Below are 15,012 nucleotides of genomic sequence, written 5' to 3'. Positions count from 1 at the left end.
CCGTTCCCGCGCCAGCTTCAGGCATGGTTTTAGGCTGCCACGCGCGCGTCGCCAAGCTCTGTCGAAAGTCCGGCCATCAGCAGATCCCATGCCTCTGCCGACGGCTCCAGCACTGTTGCCAGCGGCTCGAATTTTTTGCGGGTCAGTGCTCGTGCCAGAACGAACTGCGCGGATTTCGCGGTTTCGGCAATCTTCAGCGCATGGCTGGCCTGTTCACCGCGATCAAGCCAGATCAGATGTGCGGCCAGGAGTTCAAAATTGGCACCTAGCTGTCTTAGCGTGTTGAACGCGTATTTATGGAAAAATGCGAATTCGCGCTCCGCCAGATCCGCCGCCTGTGCCGGAAACACGTTTGCAAACGCCTGCACCGGATTGCTATCCGGCCGCCGTGCAAAATGTCGGCGCAAAAGTCGTTCGGCCTCATTGCGAATGTGGTGCGCACCAGCCTTTTTGGCCGGGAATTTTGCAAATTCCGTATAGGGCAGGAAAGGCGGATCCGTTTTCGTCAGATGATGCTGAAAGATGCCGTCGAAATCGTCGCCCGAGAGCGAAAAGAAGCCGCCATTGTGGAAATAGTCCATCGTCCGCCCGGCCACATCCAGCCGGTTGATGGCGACCGTCGTCTTGCCGTGTTCGCTGCCATAGGTCAGGCCGCGCGTATCGGGCAGATAGAAACTGTCCATTTCCAGCAGGCAAAGCCGTCCGCGAGAAATCTGCTCCAGCACATGGTTTTCGGGCCGGTCAAAGATCGCCAGTTCGGTGACGCGGACGTTGTAGAGTGTTTCTAGGTCTTCCAGCGGAACCTTGAAAAAGGTCATCTGGTCACCCTCGAAATCCTGGGTCAGCGTAAAACCCAGCATGGCTTCCGGTGGCAGGCCGGCGGCCGAAAGCACCTCGATCCACAGGTCGACATAACAATTGGTTTCCGGCCAGATGCGGTCAGTCGCATGCAGGACATGCGACGGGTAGGTGGCCGGGTCGATCTGCGGAAAAACAGAGGTCATTTCAACCCCAAAGCGTGGCACGGACGCTTTCCGGCCAGTCCTTCACATCCAGTCCATGCGTGTGGAACAGCGCCAGCGCGATGCGCTCCAGGCCGAAACCGACACATGCCGTATGCGCCACACTGCCGTCTTCAAGGTTCAGGCCCCATTTCAGGCCAAAACTGTCCTGATGGTAGTTGAAGCTCATGCAGGCGGTCGGGTTTGATGGTGAGGTGATCGGGATCAGAAGCTCGAATTTCAGGTTCTGGTCACGCTGATTGTTCACCATCATCTTGCCGGCACGGCCAAAGAAAGGATCATTGGCCACATCGATCGTCACATCCAGACCGACGGCCTTCATCATCTCCACGCCACGATCCATCCAGCTCTGACGGAAATCCGTCACGTGCTGTTCTGTGCCCATGCAGATATATTCGCGCATGCGGAACAACTGCTGGCGAGCCGGATCCTTGGAAGGTTCATGGCGGAAGCAATAGCTCTGCAAATCGAACAGCGCACCACCGGCCGGCAGTTTGCCGCGGCGGGCAACGGTCGGATAAAGCGGGTAGCAGGCGGCCGGCGTGAGCACGATGTCGGTGGCCTTCTGGTCCTTGGTCCAGTCTTCCTCGCCCACTTCCATGCATTTCAGCAGGCTCATGTGGTCGAGTTCGCCGCCGCAGAAGGAATGCACGGTGCCGGCCAGCTGCGGAAAGCTTTTCATGTAACCGCTCTGTTCGAAAAAGGCGCGGTTCATGCCCGGCGGAAAGCGCATGGCTTCGGCACCGTCGCCACCGCCGACCTTGTCGATCAGCCGTTCGAAGGCGGCAATCACCTCTTCGAACTGGCCGCTTCGGCCATACAGCCCGTCGACACCGGTATCGATCAGCAGGCCGGCATCGAACAGCCGGTCGAGAAAGGAGGTCTGCATATCCATCACGTCACCCCTGAAAAACGTTGGAAAAGGATCATGGGATTTCAGCCCAGCAGGCTGAAATCCGGTTTCTGCACCAGAAGCATGGTCGATGAGTTGGCGAGTATGCGGTCATTGGAAATCATCAGCTGCGCCGAATGGGCGTCGCGCAAATGCCGGCCAAGACTATAGGGCGTGCCGTTTTTGTAGCCCATGATGCCGCAGATCAGCATTGCCTTGTTGATGATATCGAGGATCCTCTGCGAGGAGGCGATCTTGATATTGTTCATGGCGATGGCGAAACTCATGGAAGACAGTTTTTCGCCGTCAGCCTTTGCATCTTCATAGGTCCGGATGCCGGAAAGCAGGTTGGATTTCACAAGCTGCAGAAGGTTGGAGGCTTCGGCCAGATGCAGCGCACCGGGCGGAACCTGACCGGCCGATTTCCGTGCCGCGGCGCGGACAAAGGATTGCGCCCGCGATACCGCATCGGCGGCAATGCCGAACCACACGCCGCTCCACAAAAGGTGGCAGGTGGCGAGCATGGATTGCGCGGCGATCTCGGCAAACGGCTTTTGGAAAACCTGTTCGGCCGGCGCCTCGCCCTTGAACAGAAAACCGTCGGAGCAGGTGCCGCGCATTCCGAGCGTATCCCAGACATGGGTCTGTTCCAGCGTATACTGGCCCTTTCGAAAAACGGTCATCACCTGATCGCTCGGGGCGGCATCCGCATTGGCGCGCGAGGTGATCAGAATGGCGTCGGCCTGCGCACCGTAGGAAATCACGGTGGCATCCTTGGTCAGGCGGCAGGTGTCCCCGTCGATCTCGATCGCGCAGATCGAATTGCGCAGGTTACCGCCGATCCCGCCTTCAGTCGTGGCTGATCCCAAAAGCAGCTGGCGTCCCGCCACTTCCTGCATAAAACCCAGATGCCACTGGCTTTCCTCGCCATGTTCCACCAAGCTCGAAAGCTTGATGTGATGCATGGCAAAAATCATCGCGCTCGAGGCGCAGGCCTGGCCGATGATCGAGCAGACCTCGGCGATTTCCAGAAGCGAAGCGCTTTCGCCGCCATGGGCAGCCGGCACCTGAATGCCGAGCAGTCGCTCGGCCTTCATGGCATCGACGGCCTCTTTCGGAAAGCGACCTTCCGCATCGACATTGTCTGAAAATTCCGCTGCGACTGCCGCCACGCGTTGCGCGCGGGTGGCAAGCGTATTGTCGGTGGCGAGTGCAGCGAGAGACATCAGGCTGCCTCGCGGCTCTTGATGATCTGCGCCACCGTCTCTTCGATCGCCTTGATGCTGGCGAAGGATTTGCGGTTCAACAGGCTGTCAGGAAATTCGATATCGAAAGCTTCCTCGATCGCCAGCATGACCTGCACGGACGCGAAAGAAGAAAGGCCGGCGGCATAAAGATCAGCCTCATCAGTGAGTTCCGTCACCGGTACGGGCAGGCCGCCAACACGACCCAATAGTTCGCGAATCGTCTCGTTCATCTCGACATCTCCCACGCATTCAATTGTTCATCGATTGATACTCGGAGACTTAAAGAAAAAAGACTAAGGAACGCCGAAGTATTTTGGTGAAATCTTGGATGCGGGATTCTGTAGAATTTGAGGGAATGTCGTCTGCTTGTGTTTGGATCCTCGGGTTAAACCCGAGGATGACCCGAGGATCCAAACCCAAGCCCTTCAACGTTAACAGCACCATCCGCCGAACTCCCCCAAACCCGGTGGACGTTTGAAGACCTCGATTGAACGATATCAACACGTTGACTCCGAGTTCATCCCCGTACTTCCAGCCTGTGCGATACTTCACCTGCCTTCGTTGCCGGAGTGTTTCGCGAGACGTTCGCGGGCAGGCGGGGGCCGGCGCTCTTGGTCGAACCGTAACGTGCGGGGAAATCAGGGGAGGTGAAACCCATGGGTGGCGGCGAAAATGCCAAGACCTTATCAAGCCTTCTCCCGGCAGCCATGCCGGGTTCGGTTTAGCTGTGCAAGTGGCAGGTCCGCCCGAAGGGCGGGCGCGAACAAAGTCACGCAGTGAGGCGAGGGAAGCACCTGTAGGGGCCGGAAGCCCCGAAAAGACGCCGAAGGCCACGCGAACGCGGAGCCACAGACTAAAACTAAAGTGAAGTTCCGCGTTCGCGTGGGCTCTCCGAGTGAATACCCCCGGTCAAGCCGGGCCATTGCAGGAAGGATCAAGCCACGGGCGGGTGCCGCCGCGTGAACGCAGACCTGTATTTTCAGGCAAAACTGTCACTTCGGAGGATAAGCATGCGTCTCGCCACGAAAATCGCTCACCGTATAACAGACGCCGTCACGCCTTGCCGCATTCTCGCCAATCACCGCCTTGCCGTGGCCGCCGGGAATATCCAGCACGTAAGTCGGCTGGCACAGGCCGGAAATATTTCCACGCAGGGCCGAAACGATCCGCTGGCCCTCCTCGATGTCGAGGCGGAAATGGCCGGTGCCGGGCGCAAGGTCAGGATGGTGCAGGTAATAGGGTTTGATCCGCGTCTCGACAAAAGCCTTCATCAGGTCGCCAAGCATCACCGGGTCGTCGTTGACGCCCTTCAGAAGCACGGTCTGGCTCACCATCGGAAAACCGGCATCCACCAGCCGGGCGCAGGCGGCACGCGCTTCCGGCGTCATTTCTCGCGCATGGTTGGCATGCAGGGCCACATAAACCACCTTGCCGCTTTCCTTCAGCGCCTCGATCAGCGCCGTGTCGATCCGATCCGGCTCGACAACGGGTACACGCGTATGAAATCGCAGGATTTTTACATGTTCGATATCCGCCAGCCCGCGCATGATTACCGCCAGCCGGCGCGGAGACAGAACAAGCGGGTCGCCGCCGGTGAGAATCACCTCCCAGATCTGTGTGTTGGCTCGGATATAACCGAGCGCCGCCTCCAGTTCGTCCGGTGCCAGCGTGCCGTCGCCCTGCGGCCCCACCATCTCGCGGCGAAAGCAGAAACGACAATAGACCGGGCAGACATGCACGGCCTTCAACAAAACGCGGTCCGGGTAGCGATGCACGATGCCCTTCACCGGGCTGTGGGTCGCATCACCGATCGGGTCTTCGCGTTCTTCCGGTGTCGTCACCAATTCCGCTGCACTTGGCACGTATTGGCGGGCGATCGGATCGTTGTCGTCGGACCGATCGATCAGCGACACCACGGTCGGCGTTAGCGCGATCGCATAGTCTTTCGCAACCGCGCGAACATCCTCGAGCTTGTCAGCCTCGATCAGGCCTGCGGCAACCAGTTCCTCGGGCGTTTTTATTGAACGTGCGGCGGTCACCCTAAAGTCTCCGCAACCGGTGCCCACATCACCTGATCCACACGCGTTGCACCAGTCGCCAGCATGGCCAGCCGGTCGAACCCGAGGGCCGCGCCGCTGGCATCCGGCATGACAGAAAGCGCGCTGAGAAAATCCTCGTCGATCGGGTAGGTTTCGCCGTAAATACGGGCTTTTTCCGCCATCTCGATCTCGAAACGGCGGCGCTGTTCGCTGGCATCGGTCAGTTCGCCGAATGCATTGGCCAGTTCCACGCCGCAGGCATATAGTTCGAACCGTTCGGCCACGCGCGGATCGCGCGGCGAGGGACGAGCAAGGGCGGCCTCGGAAACCGGGTATTCGCACAGAATGGTGGCGCGGCCATTGCCCAGATGCGGCTCGATCTTTTCCACCAAAACCTTGCTGAACAGATCGGCCCAGCTGTCGTCTTCGGATACGCGCAAACCGACGCGCAGCAATTCCACCGCCAGCGTGTCGCGGTTGTTTTCACCGCTCGCCGATGTGGAAGAGAGCAGATCGATGCCTGCGAAGCGCTGGAAAGCTTCAGCCAGCGTCACCCGTTCCGGCTCGGCAAAGGGATCGCACTCCATGCCACGAAAAACAAATTTTCTGGTGCCTGTCGTTTCCGCCGCCAGTCTCAGCATGTCGGCGCAATCGGCCATCAGCTGCTCATAGGCCTCGCCGACGCGATACCATTCCAGCATGGTGAATTCGGGGTGGTGAAGGGGGCCACGTTCGCGGTTGCGATAGACATGTGCGAAGGTAAAAATGCGCTCCTCGCCGGCGGAAAGCAGCTTTTTGGCGGCAAATTCGGGCGATGTGTGCAGGTAAAGCGAACTGGCCTTGCCATCGATTGTCAGTGCCTGCGTGGCAAAGGCATGCAGATGCGCCTCGTTGCCGGGAGAGACCTGCAGCGTCGCGGTATCGACCTCGACAAAGTCCCGCATGCCGAAAAACTGGCGCAACGCCGTCTGCACCCGGTTGCGTCCGATCAGGAAGGGGCGGCGGTCGGCATGGATGCTTTTTGTCCACCAGGGAGACGTGGAGGCTGCATTGCGGGTCATGGTTGTTTCTCTTCGCCGCGGCTCACTCCACGAAGGGCTGGCTATTTGGCGGATTTTGCGTTAGTTGCGCGGCCAAGGAAACCTGAAAAGCATCACTACGGCCATTTCGCCAGTCCTCTACGACGTGGCTGGCCGAGTTACAAGGAAGTCTTATGGTCAAGGTCATCGCCTCATCGGTCCGCAAGGGCAACGTCATCGACGTCGACGGCAAGCTTTACGTCGTTCTCACGGCTGAAAACTTTCACCCGGGCAAGGGTACGCCGGTTACCCAGGTCAACATGCGCCGCATCGTTGACGGCGTGAAGGTGTCGGAACGCTGGCGCACGACAGAGCAGGTCGAGCGCGCCTTCGTCGAAGACGTCAACCACCAGTTCCTCTACGAGGACGGTGAAGGTTTCCACTTCATGAACCCGGAAAACTACGACCAGATCGTCGTCGATGTCGACACGATGGGCGAGCAGAAGGCCTACCTTCAGGAAGGCATGGTCTGCATCCTGTCCATGCATGAGGGCGTCGCGCTTGCACTGCAGCTGCCACGGCACGTGATCCTGGAAATCACCGAGACCGAACCGGTCGTGAAGGGCCAGACGGCTTCGTCTTCCTACAAGCCGGCCATGCTCTCCAACGGCATCCGCACCGCTGTTCCGCCGCATATCGATGCCGGCACCCGCGTTGTCATCGCAACTGAAGACAATTCCTACGTCGAGCGCGCCAAGAACTGATTGGCGCTTTCCGTAACGGACATGAAAAAAGCCCCGCAACCTAGTTGCGGGGCTTTTTGTTTGGGCTGAAGGAAAGGCGCGGAAAACCGCACCACCCTTATTTCTTGAGCGACTTGGCCGCGTAAATGGTCGGGCCCTTGGCATCTACCGGAGCCTTGCCGTAGGCATAACCGCCACCCATGGCAACGCTCAGCGATACGTAATCCTGTGCCATCTGGCGAATGGCCTGCGCGAGGCTCGTCTGGGCGTCGGAAACGTTGCGCTGGGCGTCCAGAACGTCGAGCAGCGAAGACGCGCCATCGCGATAGCTTGCGGTGGCAAGCGTCAGAGCTTCCTGGCTGGAAGCAACCGTTGCACGGTTGGCGGCAACCGTGCGGCTGGCGCGGCTGACGGCTGCAAGCGCGTTTTCAACTTCTTCGACAGCATTGAGAACTGCCTGCTTCCAGGCGAGGTATGCTTCGCGGGCAGACGATTCGCTGGCCGAGAGGTTTGCTCTCAGCTGGCCGCCGTCGAAGATCGGCAGATTGAGGGTCGGTCCGAACGACCAGGACAGAAGATGGCTGTCCGATCCGCCATTGCGACGAACATATGACGGCGAGATCGAGCCGCTGAGGCTGATGCTCGGGTAAAGATTAGCTTCCGCCACGCCGATATTGGCGACAGCAGCAGCGAGTTCACGCTCGGCGGCGCGGATGTCCGGACGGTTGCGCACGAGATCGGCAGGAACGCCGGCGCGGGCATTGAAGCGTGCCACCGGCTGGCGTGCACCCTTTTGCAGCTCGTTGAGCAGCGAGGATGCCGGCATGCCAAGCAGGGTTGCAACGCGGTGAGCTGCCTGGCGGTACTGGGTTTCAAGACCTGGAATGGTCGCAAGCGTCAGGTTGACCTGGCTTTCCGACTGCACGACGTCGAGGCGCGAAGCGGCACCGGCGTCCAGCTGAAGCTTGGTCAGCGAGAGTGTCTCGTTACGCGACTTCAGGTTTGCGCGGGCAAGCGCGATGCTTTCCTGATAATAACGAACATCGATATAAGCGGCGGCAACCTGCGACAGCAGCGAGAGGCGCGCAGTGTCGACAGCAGCATCGGCGGCGCCGAGCTGGGCAATTGCTGCTTCCTTCGAGCGACGATAGAGACCGAAGAAGTCAAGCAGCCAGCCTGCTTCAAGTCCGCCATTGACGGTTGTGGTTGGCACGGATTGCGGTACCGTGCCGCGATAACCCTTGGAACCTGCGCGGGCAGCACTGGTGCCGAGCGCGAGCGATGGCAGGCCGCCGGCGCCGGCGTTGACCACGGCTGCTTCCGCCTGGTTGATTCGTTCCATGGCCTGCAGGATGTCGAGGTTCTGGTCGAGACCCTGTTTGACATAGCTGTTCAGGCGGGTGTCGTTGAATGCCGTCCACCACTGGTCGGTGGAAACGTCGCCATTGCTCTTGGCTTTGCCTTCGGCAAATTTCGACGGAAGCGTTATCTCAGGTGCGGTGTGGTCGGGGCCGACGACACAACCGGACAGCAGAAGCATGACCAGGGGAGCTGCTGCGCGAATGGAAACCATGTGTTTTTCCTAATCTAACGAACCTTGGGGCTTCCTGCCGATCCATCCTGCCTCGCCTGCCAACCTTGCAAGCGCGCGAGACGCAACAACTCTTCGCCGATTCAAAATCACTGCGTTAATTGACGGTTTTTTTACCTCTTGATAACCGCCGGACGATCACAAAAAGCGATGGCACGAAGAAAATTCCGAGGAGTGTTGCAGAAAGCATACCCCCGAGCACGCCAATACCGATCGCGTTCTGTGCTGCGGAGCCTGCACCGGTGGCAATTGCCAAGGGTACGACGCCCAGAATGAAGGCCAGAGAGGTCATGATGATTGGCCGCAGACGCAGTTTCGCGGCCTCGAGCGTGGACTCAAACAGGCCCATGCCCGTCTCCTGTCGGTCTTTTGCAAACTCGACAATGAGGATGGCATTTTTGGCTGCCAGGCCGATCGTCGTCAAAAGACCAACCTTGAAATAGACATCATTCGATTGACCAAGAAGATCGGCGGCTCCGACGGCACCGAGAACACCGACGGGCACTGCGAGGATAACCGAGAACGGGATCGACCAGCTTTCGTAAAGTGCTGCAAGGCACAGGAAAACGATCAGGATTGACAGCGCATAAAGCATGGGCGCCTGAGAACCGGAAAGACGCTCCTGATAAGAAATGCCCTGCCACGCCACGGTATAGCCGCCCGGCAGCGCTTCCACCATGCGTTCCATCTCATCCATCGCCTCACCGGTACTGACGCCCGGCTTGGAGGCGCCGTCGAGCGAAATCGCGCTGGTGCCGTTGTAACGGGCAAGCTGTGGCGTACCGCTCACCCAGTCCAACTTGCTGAAGGTGGAGAAGGGCACCATCTCGCCATTGGTGTTGCGGGCATACCAGTATTTGAGATCCGTGGGCTGCATGCGGTAGGGTGTGTCACCTTGCACATAAACCGGTTTCAGCTCGTTGTTCAGCGTGAAATCGTTGACGTCACGCCCGGCAAAGATCGTCGCCAGCATGGCGTTGACGGCCGACAGATCGACGCCCATGGCGCCAAGCTTTTCCTGATCGAGCAGGATTTTCAGCTGTGTTTCGGATCGCTGGCTGTTGGAGCGAAGCGAGCTGATATAGGCGTTGGTTCCGGTTTCCTGGATCAACTGCTGCGAAACGCGAGTAAGCGCTTCATTGCCGTTATTGCCGCTGTCGACCAGATACATGGAGAAACCGGCCGAGTTGCCGAGGCCCTGGATGGCCGGTGGCAGGAGTGCAAAAACCTGCGCGTCCCGCAGTGTCAGGAAATGCGCCTGGGCACGGTGCATGATCTCGGCGGCCGATTGGCCGGTGCCGGTGCGCAGATCGAAATCCTTGAGCTTTGTGAAGACGATCGCGTTGTTTTGTCCGGTCCCGTTGAAAGAGAATCCGAGCGCGCCGAAGACCGCTTCGACATTGTCCTTTTCCTGTCCCAGATAGAACTGCTCGACCTGCTTGACGACCGCTTCGGTGCGTTCCGTGGTCGCGCCGACCGGTGTCTGGATGATGGTCATCAGCACGCCCTGATCTTCCTGCGGCAGAAAGGAGCTCGGCATGCGGGCGAACAGGAAGGCGCAGCCGGCAACAACGAGCGCGAACATCACCACCATGCGCAGCGGGCGTTTCAGAAGATAACCGACACTGCCGACGTAACCATTGGTGGCGCGGTCAAAATTGCGGTTGAACCATGCGCCGATGCCACGCTGTTTTTTATGGTGATCGACCGGCTTCAGCATCGTCGCGCAAAGCGCTGGCGTCAGCACGATGGCGACCACGGCTGAAAGCAGCATGGCCGATACGATAGTGATTGAAAACTGGCGATAGATGACACCGGTCGAACCACCGAAAAACGCCATCGGAATGAACACGGCCGTCAGGACCAGCGCGATGCCGATAATAGCACCGGTGATCTCGCCCATCGATTTTTCGGTCGCTTCGAGCGGCGACAGTCCTTCCTCGTCCATGATGCGCTCGACATTTTCCACCACAACAATCGCGTCATCGACCAGAAGACCGATGGCGAGTACCATGGCGAACATGGTCAGCGTGTTGATGGAATAACCGGTGAGCGCCAGAATGCCGAATGTTCCGAGCAGAACCACTGGCACGGCGATCATCGGGATCAGCGTGGCGCGGAAATTCTGAAGGAAGACGAGAAGAACCACGAAAACAAGGACGATTGCCTCGATCAGCGTGTGAACCACCTTTTCAATCGATAGCTGGACGAAGGGTGTCGTGTCATACGGATACTGGATCTCTACGCCGTCTGGCAGGCCTGCCGCGGCGCGTGTCAGCTCTCCCTTCACGAGGGCGGCCGTATCGATGGCGTTGGCGCCGGTTGCGAGGTTCACGGCAAAACCGGCAGACGGCAAACCGTCGTAACGCGAGCTGCCGCCGTAACTTTCCTGACCGATCTCGACACGCGCGACATCGCTCAGGCGAACATTTGCGCCAGTCTGCTCGACTTTCAGAATGATCCGTTCGAAATCGTCCACCGTGGTCAGCTGGCTTTGTGCCGTCATGGTCACGGTCAACTGCTGGCCTTGGGCCACAGGCTGCGCGCCGAGCGAGCCGACCGATACCTGCGTGTTCTGCGCCTCGATGGCAGACGTGACGTCGGCGGCAGTCAACTGGTATTTGTTGAGCTTGAACGGATCCAGCCAGACGCGCATGGCGTAACCGGAGCCGAAAACGTTGATGCTGCCGACACCTTCCAGGCGCTGTACCTGATCCTCGATCGAGGTGGCGAAAAGGTCACCGAGATCGACGGAACTGCGCTTGCCGTCACGCGACACCAGTGCACCGACCATAAGGATGCTGGAGGTGGAGCGGGAAACGGAAATGCCTTGGCTCTGAACGACATCCGGCAGCTGCGACTGAACGAGCTGCAGCTTGTTCTGCACCTGAACCTGCGCGATATCCGGCAGGATCGAGTTGCCGAATGTCAACGTCACCGTCGAGCGGCCGGTCGAGGACGACGACGTCATGTAGGTGAGATCGTCGAGCCCGGTCATGCCGTCCTCGATGATGCTGGTCACCGACTTTTCGACGGTTTCCGCGCTCGCGCCGTTATAGCTGGAACTGATGCGCACCGTTGTCGGCGCAATGTCCGGATATTGCGAGATCGACAATGTGGTGATCGCGAGCGCACCGCCCAGCATGATCACGATTGCGATTGCCCAGGCGAAAACCGGTCGCCGGATGAAAAACTTGGCCATTCAGAAAACCTCGGAAGCCGATATCGTCGGATGCAGTCGGTGCGGTCGTGTTATTGCGTCGGCTGTTTTGCCGCGTCGGCTTCGACAACCAGGCCATCCTCACCCACTGTTGCCTCGACAGGCTTGACCGCAGCGCCATCGGCGATCCATTGAAAGCCATCGACGATCAGCTTGTCACCCTCATTGATGCCGGTATCGACAAGCCAGTTATTGCCAGAGACCTGAGCGTTTTGGAAAAGTCGGGTCTCGACCTTGTTTTCGGCCGTCACGAATTTTGCCGAGAGCTCGCCACGGGCGTTGCGGGTCGCAGCGCGCTGCGGAAGAAGGTAGCCGGATTCCATACCCAGCGTCACCGTCGCGCGAACATACATGCCGGGAAGGATAAGGTTGTCCGGATTATCGAACTGGGCGCGGATCTGGTAGGTACCGGTCGTCTCGCTGACGGCGAGTTCCGACATGTCCAGTCGGCCGGTCTTGTTGTAATCCGTTCCGTCCTCCAGCTTCAGGCGCATGTCGGCCTGGTCGGGATTGCCCTTCAGGCGTCCTGCGGCAATTGCTGCGCGCAATTCCAGAAGATTGGTGCTGGATTCGGTCAGGTCGATATAGATCGGGTCGAGTTGGCGCAGTGTCGTCAGCGCCGTCGTCTGGTTGGCGGTGGCGATGTTTCCGACATCGACCTTGGAAATATCGGTCACGCTGTCGAAGGGGGCCCGAATTTCGGTATAGCTGAGATTGATCTGGGCGGATTGTAGCGCTGCCTTTGCCTGTTCGACATCCGCCTTTGCCTGAAGAAGCGTTACCTTGGCATTGTCGAATTCGATCTGGGTGGCACCGCTATTGACCAGTTTTTCATAACGCACGACATTGGCCTGCGCGTTCGGCACACTTGCTTCGGCCTTTGCAAGGCTCGCATTGGCCTCTGCCAGCGATGCGGCATAGCTGCTGTCCTCGATCTTGTAGAGCAGATCGCCGGCCTTAACCTCGTTGCCCTCGTTGAAAACGACCTGTTTGATCATGCCAGCCACCTGCGGGCGCACTTCAGCGGTCTGGAAAGCGACGGCGCGTCCCGGCAGGACGCGGGTGATAGGCTGTTCCTGCTTTTTCATGATCACTATACTGACGGGCGATGGCGGTTTTTCGGCTGTGCTTCCTGCCTGACCGGTCGAGTTTCCAGCATCGCTGCAGCCGGCGATGACCAGTGGAAGAGTGAGGAGCAAGAGACTGCGACGGTTCATTGGGTTTATCCGGGCGACATGATTTTCAAAGCCCGCGTTGATAGCGGGAAAACGATGATGGCACGGCAAAAAGAGCTGCGGAAGCGAGTTTCGCTCGTCCAAATGTTAAATTATTTTAACAAATTGTCTGTCTGCCGTTTGCAAAGTGACGTAATTCAGAAAACGTCACTTTGCAAACGGATTTTGCAGTGCAGCGTTCACGAGTTCGGCAAGGCCGTCACATCGTTGATGCAGTTCGCTCAGGTCGGCATTGGCCAGCATCGCCGGGTGAAGAACGCTGGCAAAGGCTGCCGAAGCACTTTGGCTTGCGGCATCAGCATTCTTGCAGTGATAGGTGCCTGCCGCCATGCCTTGAGCAATCAGGTCGGCAAAAAGAGCTTCGATCTTCTGGCGATAGACCAGGGCGCTCGGCAGGTTCGCCTTTGAAACCATCAGGATCATTTCGAACAGGTGCGGATTTTCGCGAAGGTCCTGAAGATGTGCTTCCATGATGTTGCATGCAACGCGCGCCATGCGGGTCGGTGCAGGCGCCTGTTCGTCAAGTGTCGCCAGTCGGTCCACGAGATGGCGTATATGGCGCTCGCAGATTGCGTCGACCAAGGCCGGCTTGGAGTGGAAATGCTTGAAGATATTGGCAGGCGACATCGATAGTGCCTGGGCGATGTCAGCAATCGAGCATCCGGCAATGCCACGCTCTCGAAACAGGGTTTCGGCCGCCTGCAAGATATCTTCCCGGGTTTCCTCTGCCTTCCGCCTTGGCCTGCGCACGGCATTTCCTTCTTCAGTCTTCGTTTTCGCCGAAGGGTTCACGACCCGCTCGGAAAATAACCTTTCAGATTTTCCCGCACACGATCGAGAACCGGACCGTCTGTGGTGTCCGGTACGAAGGCCTGCCCGGCAATCATTTCATAGGCCATGCGATAGACCGTAGCAGTCTCTTCGATCAATTCCGTCGGGATCGGAGGCAAGTCGTCCTTGTAGGGATCACAGCGTTCCACCACCCAGGCACGGACAAAATCCTTGTCAAAACTTTTCGGCCGCGTACCGCTGCGAAACGCCTCGTCGTAACTGTCGGCAATCCAATAGCGACTGCTGTCCGGTGTATGGATTTCGTCGGCCAGAATGATCGTGCCGTTCTCATCGGTGCCGAATTCGTATTTGGTATCGACCAGGATCAGGCCACGCTCAGCCGCGAGCTTCTGGCCGCGTGCAAAAAGGGCGAGCGCGTAGTCCGAAAGCGTCTGCCACTGCTGCGTCGTCAACAGCCCGCGTTCAACGATTTCTGTCGGAGTGAGCGGTTCGTCATGGCCGCCATCAAAAGCCTTGCTGGTAGGGGTGATGACCGGTGTCGGCAGGATTTCGTTGTCGCGCAGTCCGTCCGGCAGGTCGAGGCCGTACATCTGCCGCTCACCCTTCTTGTAGAGTGTCAGCAGCGATGTACCGGTCGTCCCAGCAAGGTAACCACGTACGACGATCTCGACCGGCAGGATGTCGAGACGTTTGCCCACCACCACATTCGGGTCGGGATAGGCGATCACGTGATTTGGGCAGATATCGGCTGTCGCCTCGAACCAGTAACGTGCTGTCTGGGTCAGCACGTGGCCCTTGTCGGGGATGGAGGTGATGATGCGATCGAAGGCGCTGAGGCGGTCGGTGGCGATGATGATGCGGCTGCCATCCGGGAGATCGTAATTCTCACGTACCTTGCCATGATAATGGTTCGGCAATTCGGGGATGAGAGCTTCACTGAGAACGCGCACGGGCAAGAACCTTCTGCAGGATGATGATGGCCCGCTATCGCATGTTTTGGCGCCGGGAGACAAGGACGCTGCGATGTACCTCATTTTCGCTATGCCGGGACGACCACAGGTGCCTATATGTACATATTGTATGGCAACAGATCACAGAAGCCAAAAAATTCGATTATATCGTTTAAATCCAAATACTTGTTTGATTTTTGCATTTTTATGAAATTGTGGCATTGACGTTTTCGGGTGTGTGGGACTATAACCCGGTCACTGA

12 protein-coding genes are annotated in these 15,012 nt (G+C 58.5%); 1 reads left to right on the top strand and 11 read right to left on the bottom strand.

Annotated features, from left to right (window positions below; translation table 11 throughout):
• Nucleotides 1-29: 29 nt before the first annotated feature.
• The 6 genes from GAO09_RS07455 to epmA form a co-directional block, all read right to left on the bottom strand.
• Nucleotides 30-1,004: a DUF1839 family protein gene (locus tag GAO09_RS07455; RefSeq protein WP_153353407.1), complete on the bottom strand. Its 975-nt coding sequence runs from the start codon at nt 1,002-1,004 to the stop codon at nt 30-32.
• Between the two features lies 1 nt (nt 1,005).
• Nucleotides 1,006-1,917: an amino acid--[acyl-carrier-protein] ligase gene (locus tag GAO09_RS07450; protein WP_153353406.1), complete on the bottom strand. Its 912-nt coding sequence runs from the start codon at nt 1,915-1,917 to the stop codon at nt 1,006-1,008.
• Nucleotides 1,918-1,958: 41 nt separating this feature from the next.
• Complete coding sequence (locus GAO09_RS07445) at nt 1,959-3,140, bottom strand: acyl-CoA dehydrogenase family protein (RefSeq protein WP_153353405.1); 1,182 nt, start codon at nt 3,138-3,140, stop codon at nt 1,959-1,961.
• A complete protein-coding gene (locus GAO09_RS07440) occupies nt 3,140-3,391 on the bottom strand; it encodes an acyl carrier protein (RefSeq protein WP_153353404.1) in 252 nt (83 codons plus the stop codon). Before GAO09_RS07440 ends, GAO09_RS07445 begins: the two co-directional genes overlap by 1 nt.
• A 762-nt stretch (nt 3,392-4,153) precedes the next feature.
• Nucleotides 4,154-5,200 carry a lysine-2,3-aminomutase-like protein gene (locus GAO09_RS07435; RefSeq protein ID WP_324184977.1) on the bottom strand — a complete coding sequence of 349 codons (1,047 nt, stop codon included), beginning with the start codon at nt 5,198-5,200 and terminating at the stop codon, nt 4,154-4,156.
• Nucleotides 5,197-6,261: an EF-P lysine aminoacylase EpmA gene (gene epmA, locus GAO09_RS07430; RefSeq protein ID WP_153353403.1), complete on the bottom strand. Its 1,065-nt coding sequence runs from the start codon at nt 6,259-6,261 to the stop codon at nt 5,197-5,199. Before epmA ends, GAO09_RS07435 begins: the two co-directional genes overlap by 4 nt.
• Nucleotides 6,262-6,413: 152 nt before the next feature.
• Here epmA and efp point away from each other — a divergent pair, with 152 nt between their 5' ends.
• Nucleotides 6,414-6,983, top strand: a complete 570-nt coding sequence (gene efp / locus GAO09_RS07425; RefSeq protein ID WP_153353402.1) for an elongation factor P — start codon at nt 6,414-6,416, stop codon at nt 6,981-6,983.
• A gap of 97 nt (nt 6,984-7,080) precedes the next feature.
• Here efp and GAO09_RS07420 read toward each other — a convergent pair whose 3' ends face one another.
• The 5 genes from GAO09_RS07420 to GAO09_RS07400 all read right to left on the bottom strand — a co-directional run bounded on the left by GAO09_RS07420 (nt 7,081) and on the right by GAO09_RS07400 (nt 14,750).
• Nucleotides 7,081-8,535 (bottom strand): efflux transporter outer membrane subunit, encoded by a 1,455-nt coding sequence (locus GAO09_RS07420; protein WP_153353401.1) that lies wholly within the window; start codon nt 8,533-8,535, stop codon nt 7,081-7,083.
• 115 nt (nt 8,536-8,650) lie between these two features.
• Complete coding sequence (locus tag GAO09_RS07415; RefSeq protein WP_153353400.1) at nt 8,651-11,755, bottom strand: efflux RND transporter permease subunit; 3,105 nt, start codon at nt 11,753-11,755, stop codon at nt 8,651-8,653.
• Between the two features lie 50 nt (nt 11,756-11,805).
• Nucleotides 11,806-12,990, bottom strand: a complete 1,185-nt coding sequence (locus GAO09_RS07410; protein WP_153353399.1) for an efflux RND transporter periplasmic adaptor subunit — start codon at nt 12,988-12,990, stop codon at nt 11,806-11,808.
• A 165-nt stretch (nt 12,991-13,155) separates the two neighbouring features.
• A complete protein-coding gene (locus GAO09_RS07405; RefSeq protein WP_153353398.1) occupies nt 13,156-13,713 on the bottom strand; it encodes a TetR/AcrR family transcriptional regulator in 558 nt (185 codons plus the stop codon).
• A gap of 83 nt (nt 13,714-13,796) precedes the next feature.
• A complete protein-coding gene (locus GAO09_RS07400; RefSeq protein ID WP_324184975.1) occupies nt 13,797-14,750 on the bottom strand; it encodes a phosphoribosylaminoimidazolesuccinocarboxamide synthase in 954 nt (317 codons plus the stop codon).
• Between the last annotated feature and the right edge of the window lie 262 nt (nt 14,751-15,012).

Source organism: Endobacterium cereale, from assembly GCF_009617585.1.
Classification (GTDB): domain Bacteria; phylum Pseudomonadota; class Alphaproteobacteria; order Rhizobiales; family Rhizobiaceae; genus Neorhizobium; species Neorhizobium cereale.
This window is presented reverse-complemented; position numbering and strand designations above follow the sequence as displayed.

What these genes read in the sequence shown, in the direction of transcription:
- GAO09_RS07455 (WP_153353407.1), bottom strand. Translation starts at nt 1,004, where the DNA reads ATGACCTCTGTTTTTCCGCAGATCGACCCGGCCACCTACCCGTCGCAT.
- GAO09_RS07450 (WP_153353406.1), bottom strand. Translation starts at nt 1,917, where the DNA reads ATGGATATGCAGACCTCCTTTCTCGACCGGCTGTTCGATGCCGGCCTG.
- GAO09_RS07445 (WP_153353405.1), bottom strand. Translation starts at nt 3,140, where the DNA reads ATGTCTCTCGCTGCACTCGCCACCGACAATACGCTTGCCACCCGCGCG.
- GAO09_RS07440 (WP_153353404.1), bottom strand. Translation starts at nt 3,391, where the DNA reads ATGAACGAGACGATTCGCGAACTATTGGGTCGTGTTGGCGGCCTGCCC.
- epmA (WP_153353403.1), bottom strand. Translation starts at nt 6,261, where the DNA reads ATGACCCGCAATGCAGCCTCCACGTCTCCCTGGTGGACAAAAAGCATC.
- efp (WP_153353402.1), top strand. Translation starts at nt 6,414, where the DNA reads ATGGTCAAGGTCATCGCCTCATCGGTCCGCAAGGGCAACGTCATCGAC.
- GAO09_RS07420 (WP_153353401.1), bottom strand. Translation starts at nt 8,535, where the DNA reads ATGGTTTCCATTCGCGCAGCAGCTCCCCTGGTCATGCTTCTGCTGTCC.
- GAO09_RS07415 (WP_153353400.1), bottom strand. Translation starts at nt 11,755, where the DNA reads ATGGCCAAGTTTTTCATCCGGCGACCGGTTTTCGCCTGGGCAATCGCA.
- GAO09_RS07410 (WP_153353399.1), bottom strand. Translation starts at nt 12,990, where the DNA reads ATGAACCGTCGCAGTCTCTTGCTCCTCACTCTTCCACTGGTCATCGCC.